This is a genomic window from Polynucleobacter sp. 35-46-11, from assembly GCF_002281105.1.
In genome coordinates, this window is the sequence record NZ_NCFJ01000750.1 from 1 (window position 1) to 1,020 (window position 1,020).

1 protein-coding gene is annotated in these 1,020 nt (G+C 49.4%); it reads right to left on the reverse strand.

Annotated features, from left to right (window positions below):
* The coding region (gene ychF, locus B7Y67_RS19300; protein ID WP_293600018.1) for a redox-regulated ATPase YchF at nt 1–1,020 on the reverse strand (1,020 nt) is incomplete at both ends.

Sequence of the window (1,020 nt, forward strand, 5' to 3'; positions counted from 1 at the left end):
ACGTTAAAGAGGAAGTTCAAAACATCACCATCTTTAACAACATACTCCTTACCCTCGGCACGCATCTTTCCAGCTTCCTTGGCACCAGACTCACCCTTGAATTGAATAAAGTCTTCAAAAGCAATGGTTTGCGCACGAATAAAGCCGCGCTCAAAATCGGTATGGATCACTCCGGCAGCCTGTGGCGCAGTATCACCTTTATGAATTGTCCAGGCACGAACTTCTTTAACACCAGCAGTAAAGTAGGTCTGTAGGCCTAATAACTTATAGCCCGCACGAATCACACGATCCAATCCAGACTCTTCCATACCGAGGTCTGCCAAAAACTCAGCTTTGTCAGCGTCATCCAAATCAGCGATCTCGGCTTCGATTGCGGCACACACCGCAACCACTGGCGCGCCCTCTTTAGCTGCATGCTGAATCACTGCCTCTAAATGCGGATTATTGTCAAAGCCGTCTTCTTTGACGTTAGCGATATACATTGCAGGCTTTGCGGTAATTAAGCACAGTGGCTTTAAAAGCAAATTTTCTTCGTCAGTCAGCTTCAAGCTGCGAACAGGCTGAGCTTGATCTAAATGGGCTTGCACCTTAGTCAGTACAGCCACGAGAGCTGCTGCCTCTTTGTCATTACCTGACTTAGCAGCTTTGCTAGAACGTTGGAGGGTTTTTTCAACGGTTGTTAAGTCAGATAAGGCTAGCTCAGTGTCGATCACTGCGATATCGGAGATCGGGTCAATCTTGCCAGCCACGTGAATCACGTTAGCATCCTCAAAACAACGGACCACATGGGTAATTGCGTCAGTTTCACGAATGTTGGCCAGGAATTGGTTTCCCAGGCCCTCACCTTTGGAAGCTCCAGCAACCAAGCCCGCAATGTCGACAAATTCGACAGCGGCAGGCAGGATGCGCTCAGGCTTGACGATCTCAGCCAAAGCGGCAAGACGGGGGTCAGGAACCTCAACCACACCCACATTGGGCTCGATCGTGCAGAAAGGATAGTTTTCCGCCGCGATTCCAGCT